Source organism: Saccharopolyspora sp. 7B (genome assembly GCF_020177435.1).
Classification (GTDB): Bacteria; Actinomycetota; Actinomycetes; order Mycobacteriales; family Pseudonocardiaceae; genus Saccharopolyspora_C; species Saccharopolyspora_C gregorii.
This window is the reverse complement of the sequence record NZ_JAIUKC010000149.1, coordinates 1-5,209: the sequence shown is the minus strand read 5'-3', so window position 1 is coordinate 5,209 and position 5,209 is coordinate 1. Positions and strand designations below refer to the sequence as shown.

Annotated in this window: 3 protein-coding genes; 2 read left to right on the top strand and 1 reads right to left on the bottom strand. The window is 74.8% G+C overall.

All coding sequences use genetic code 11. The features are described 5' to 3' along the window. The coding region (locus tag LCD33_RS22020; protein WP_255617715.1) for an SAM-dependent methyltransferase at nucleotides 1-656 on the top strand (656 nt) is incomplete at its 5' end. On the opposite strand, the gene LCD33_RS22015 is transcribed toward LCD33_RS22020, so the two are convergent. Continuing rightward, nucleotides 657-1,709, bottom strand: coding sequence for an ADP-ribosylglycohydrolase family protein (locus tag LCD33_RS22015; protein ID WP_224960839.1), 1,053 nt, complete (start codon nucleotides 1,707-1,709; stop codon nucleotides 657-659). Between the two features lie 376 nt (nucleotides 1,710-2,085). On the opposite strand from LCD33_RS22015, the gene LCD33_RS22010 reads away from it, so the two are divergent. Beyond that, nucleotides 2,086-4,992 (top strand): BTAD domain-containing putative transcriptional regulator, encoded by a 2,907-nt coding sequence (locus LCD33_RS22010; protein ID WP_224978228.1) that lies wholly within the window; start codon nucleotides 2,086-2,088, stop codon nucleotides 4,990-4,992. Nucleotides 4,993-5,209 lie beyond the last annotated feature (217 nt).

Genomic DNA, 5,209 nt, shown 5'->3' with positions numbered 1-5,209 from the left:
CCGCCGGGGGGGGCGGGGCCCCCCCCCCGCCGCCCGCCCCGCCCCCCCCCCCGCGGAGAGGGGGCCCCCCCCCCCCCCCCCCCCCGCCCCCCCCCCCCCCCGGCGCCGACGAGGACCGGGCCCGGGTCGTCTACGTGGACAACGACCCGGTCGTGCAGTCCCTGGGCGGGCTCATCCTCGACCGGGAGGGCGACCCGCGGCGGCACCACGCGCTGCGCGCCGACCCGATCGCCGACCCGGACGGGCTGTGGCCGCTGCTGGCCCGCACCGGGGTGTTCGACCTCGACGAGCCGACCTGCCTGCTGATGGTCTCGATGCTGCACTTCTCGAAGGACTCCGAACACCCGCACGAGTCGGTCGCCGCGCTGCGGGAACGGCTGCCCGCCGGCTCGCTGCTGGCCGTGTCGCACTGGACGACCTCGGACGCGACCGAGCAGGAGCAGGTGGCGAACGAGCGGCTGGTGGAGGCCTACGAGCACTCCACCCATCCCGGTCAGCTGCGCTCCAGCGCGGAGATCCAGGACTTCTTCGGCGACTTCGAGATGCTGGAGCCGGGACTGGTGTACGCGCCGAGCTGGCGCCCGGACGGCCACGAGGAGTTCACCGGCGACCCGGAGCGGTCCCGGATGCTCGCCGGCGTCGCCCGCAAGCGCTGATCAGGGCGCGGCCAGCTGGGGGTCCAGGCCCAGGTAGCGGCGCTCGTTGAACTTCTCGCCCGCGCAGGACGCGCCGAGGTCGTGGCCGATCCGCTCCACCACGTCCGCCAGCTCCAGCCGGGACAGCCACGGCCGCGGCAGCGCCGCCGTGCCGTGCCGGGCCCCGAGCAGCGCTCCGGTGATCGCCGCGGTGCTGTCGCTGTGCCCGGAGTGGTTCGCCGCGAGGCGCAGCGCCGCCGGGAACTGCTCCGGCCGGGGCAGCGCCAGCGCGCAGTACACGCCGATGGCCAGCGCCTCCGGCCCGATCCAGCCCTGGCCGAGCCGTTCCACGTGCGCGACGGAGGCGCCCGTCCGGGCCAGGGTCGCGGCCTCCGCGAGCAGCCCGGCGGTCTCGCCGTCGTCGCGCAGCACGCGGCCGGTGGCCTGGTCCACCGCTTCGGGCAGCCGCCTGCCCTGCACGGCGACCAGGTGCACGATCAGAGCCAGCGTGCCCGCGGACGCCCAGCCGCCCGCGCCGCCGTGGGTGAGCGCGGCGAGCCGGCAGCCGAGGCCGTAGGCGATGGTGGCGCTGGGGGCGAAGCCGATCGGGGAGCTGCGGTCCACGCCGCCGCAGCCCTTGGAACTGTTGCGCGGCCGGTCGGGGCTGCCGAGCTCCGGTTCGCCGAGGGCGCGCAGGCTGGTGAGTCCGGGGGCGCGGCTGGCGTACAGCTCGCCCTCGGCGAGCAGGCCGGTCGCACCGGGTGGCGGCTTCGACTCCTGCTGGGTGACCAGCCACCGCCGGTAGGCGGCGGTGACGGTCTCCACCGGACGCCACTGGCCGCCGTTGTTGCCCTGGGTCCACGCGCTGAGGTAGCCCTCGCCGGTGAACAGCGTCATCTGGGTGGCGTCGCCGAGCAGCGCCTGCGCGGGCGGCTCGGTGATGCCCTGCTCGCCGTGCTCGGCTCGTATCCCGTCGAGCTGCTGGAACTCGACGGGCGCGCCGAGCGCGTCGCCGAGCGCCCCGCCGAGCAGGCAGCCCACGGCGCGATCGACCACTGTGGACGGGGTGGGCACGCGGCGGGCTCCTTCTCGGGCGGCGCTTCGAACGATGATCGATCAGGGGCCGACTCTACTGGGCGGTACCGCGGGCCCGGCGCCGATCCGCCCACCGCGAGCATCTTCGCCGCGTGCGGTGCGGCACCCCGCGCCGCGCCCGAGTTGGATGAATGATCAACTTTTGCGCACCGGCGGGTGATCCGCGCGGTCGTCGGGCGGGCGCCCGGGAACGTCACCGTGTTGGGCCGATCGGGTGACGCCCGGCCAGGTGCGGCCGCCCCCCGGCCCGGAGATCGCTACCGTGTGTCCGCTTCGCCGAGAGTGGACTCCGCGAGCCCGGGTGACCGAAACTGGCGAGGATCGAACACGCAGCGAACGGCAGGTGTCGAGGGGCATGCAGGGGCAGGACGCCGTGCCCGGCGGAACGGGCTCCGACCAGGTCGTCGGCTCCGGCCCGCCCGGGTTCACCTTCCGGGTGCTCGGCCCGCTGGAGGTGCGGCTGGACGGCGAGCCGCTGCGGCTCGGCTCCGCCTCCGTGCGCGGCGCCTTCGCCTGCCTGCTGATGGAACCGAACCAGCTGGTCTCCATCGACCGGTTGATCGACACCCTCTGGGGCGACGAACCGCCCGCCACCGCCCGGACCATCGTGCACGGCTACATCTCGCGGATCCGCCGGCTGCTGCACGGCCACGGCGACCCGGACGCCCCCGGGCGGCCCGAGGTGCTCACCCGCTCGCCCGGCTACCTGCTGCGCATCGACCCCGAACGCGTCGACGCCCACCGCGCCCGCAAGCTGATCAACGACGCGCACGGCAAGGACGCGGCGGCCCGCGCCGAGCTGCTCACCGAAGCGCTGCAGCTGTGGCGCGGACCGGTGCTCTCCGGCATCGCCGCCGAACGGCTGCACCAGAGCGTCGGGACCAACCTCGACGAGCTGCGGTTGCTCGCCCTCGAAGAACGCATCGCCTCCGAGCTCGAACTCGGCAGGCACCACCGCCTCGTCATCGAGCTGTCCGCGCTCGTCGACCAGCACCCGCTGCGGGAACGCCTCACCTACCTGCTGATGCTCGCCGGCTACCGCTCCGGCAACCGCGCCGAGGCCCAGGCCCGCTACCACGCGCTGCGCGAACGGCTCTCGCACGAACTCGGCATCGACCCCGGCCCCGAAGTGCGCACCCTCTACGAGCGGCTGCTGCGCGACGACGAAGCCCTGCTCAGCGGCACCCAGCGGCAGGCCGACCGGGAGGTCGCCCCCGTCGGCCCGGTGCCCGCCGAGCTGCCGCCCGCCGTCGCCGGATTCGTCGGCCGCGAACGCGAGATGGCCGTGCTGGACCGCATGATCGAACGCGACCGCGGGGACACCACGATGCTCGCCGTGCTCACCGGCACCGCGGGCGTCGGCAAGAGCGCCGTCGCCATCACCTGGGCCCACCGCGTCGCCACCGCCTTCCCGGACGGGCAGCTCTACGCCTCGCTGCGCGGCTTCGACTCCGAGCGGGCGCCGCTGTCCCCGGGTGAGGCGCTGACCAGCATGCTCAAGACGCTCGGCGTCGCCGCCGACGCGATCCCCGTCGACCTCGACGACCGGGCCGCGCTGTACCGGTCGCTGCTCGCCGACCGGCGGGTGCTGGTGCTGCTGGACAACGCCCGCGACTCCGAGCAGGTGCGGCCGCTGGTGCCCTCCAGCTCCCGCTCCCTGGTGCTGGTCACCAGCAGGCGCAGGCTCGACGGGCTCGTCGTGCGCAGCGGCGCGCGGGTGCTGCCGCTGGAGACGCTGCCCACCGAATCCGCCGTCGCCCTGCTCGACCGGGCGGGCGGTATCGACGGCTCCGCTGCCGAACCCGAAGCCACCCGCGCGCTCGCCGAGCTGTGCGGCGGGCTGCCGCTGGCGCTGCGCATCGCCGCGGCGCGGCTCGCCGCCAACCCCGCCCGCGGTGTCGCGAGCCTGGTCCGGGAGCTCACCGACGAGGGCAACCGGCTGCACGCGCTGGACATCGACGACGCCGACACCAGCGTGCGCCGCGCCTTCGACATCTCCTACCGGAACCTGCATCCGGTGCACGCGTCCACCTTCCGGCGGCTCGGTCTGGTGCCGGGGCACACGTTCACCGCGCACGCGGTGGCCGCCGTCTGCGAGACCGATCCGCCCGCCGCCTACCGGCGGCTGCGGGCGTTGGCGCTGGCGCACCTGGTCACCGAGCCGGAACCGGACCGGTTCGGCATGCACGACCTGCTGCGGCTCTACGCGCGGGAACTGCTCACCGCCCCGGACGGACCCGACGCGCGGCCGGAGCACGCCGGCCTCGCGGAACGCGACGAGAAGGCCTTCACCCGGCTGCTGCACTACTACCTGGTGGTCGCCGACCACGCCCGGCGCTTCCTGCGGCCCGCGCGGGACGACCTCGACCTCTCCGGCGACTCGACCATCGAGCAGCCCGAGATCCGGAACCGGACCGAGGCGCTGGCCTGGTTCGACTCGGAGTGGCCCAACCTGGTCGCCGCGGTGCGCGCCGCGCACGCCCACGGCCTGCACGAGTACGCGTGGCGGCTGGTGCGCTGCCAGTTCAACTACCTGGTGGTGCGCTGCCCGTGGGAGGACTGGATCCAGATCTACACGGTGGGCCTGGAGTCGGCGCGGCTCGCCGCGGACCCGGTCGGGCAGGTGCTGATGCCCGCGGGCCTCGGCGTCGCCTACGCGCGCACCGGCGAGCACGACGAGGCGCTCGCGCACTACGCGGACTCCTACCGCTGCGCCGTCGCCACCGGCAGCCCCGGCTGGCTGGCGATGGCCCAGGTCAACATGGGTGCGGTGCTGTTCCGGATGAAGCGCTTCGCGGAGGCGCAGGTGCACTGCCGGGACGCGCTGCGCGCTTACCGCACGCTCGGCGACCGGTACCGCGAGGCGGGCGCGCTGAACAACCTCGCCCAGGTCGAGCAGGCCAACGGGCGGCTCGCCGAGGCGCTGGAGCACCTGCTCGAAGCCGAGGTGATGTACCGCGAGGCGGACGACCTCGAAACGCTCGCCATGGTGCTGAACAACTGCGGTGAGGTCAGCATCGAGCTGGGCAGGCTCGACGACGGCGAGGGCTACCACCACGAGGCGCTCGACGTGGCGCAGCGCTGCGGCTCGGCGATGCACCAGGCCTCGGCCTACCTGGGCCTCGGCGACGTGGCGGTCTCCCGCGGCGACCGGTCGGTGGCCCGCACCCGGTGGGAGACGGCGCTGTCGATCTACGAGACCGGCGGCTCGCCGCGCGCCGCCCAGGCCAAGGCCCGGTTGACCTCGCTCGACGACGGCTGAGCGCTGGTCGCGGGGACGTTTAGCCGACGTTTAGCGGGTGTCTAGTGCCCGCTGCGAGAGTGTCTTGCGTGCGGGTCGGCAGCAGCTGAGACCCGCACCGGGCGGCACTGGGGGAAATCCGAGGGGGGATTGCCGCCCGGCCGTCCCGGCCGAGCCCGCGCGAGCGGGCGGGTCGGGGCGGACACTCCGGAACGGGGTGCTCGGAGGGATCCGGGAG

Excerpts from the sequence above, each read along its gene's own strand:
- LCD33_RS22010 (WP_224978228.1), top strand. The coding sequence starts at position 2,086 with ATGCAGGGGCAGGACGCCGTGCCCGGCGGAACGGGCTCCGACCAGGTC.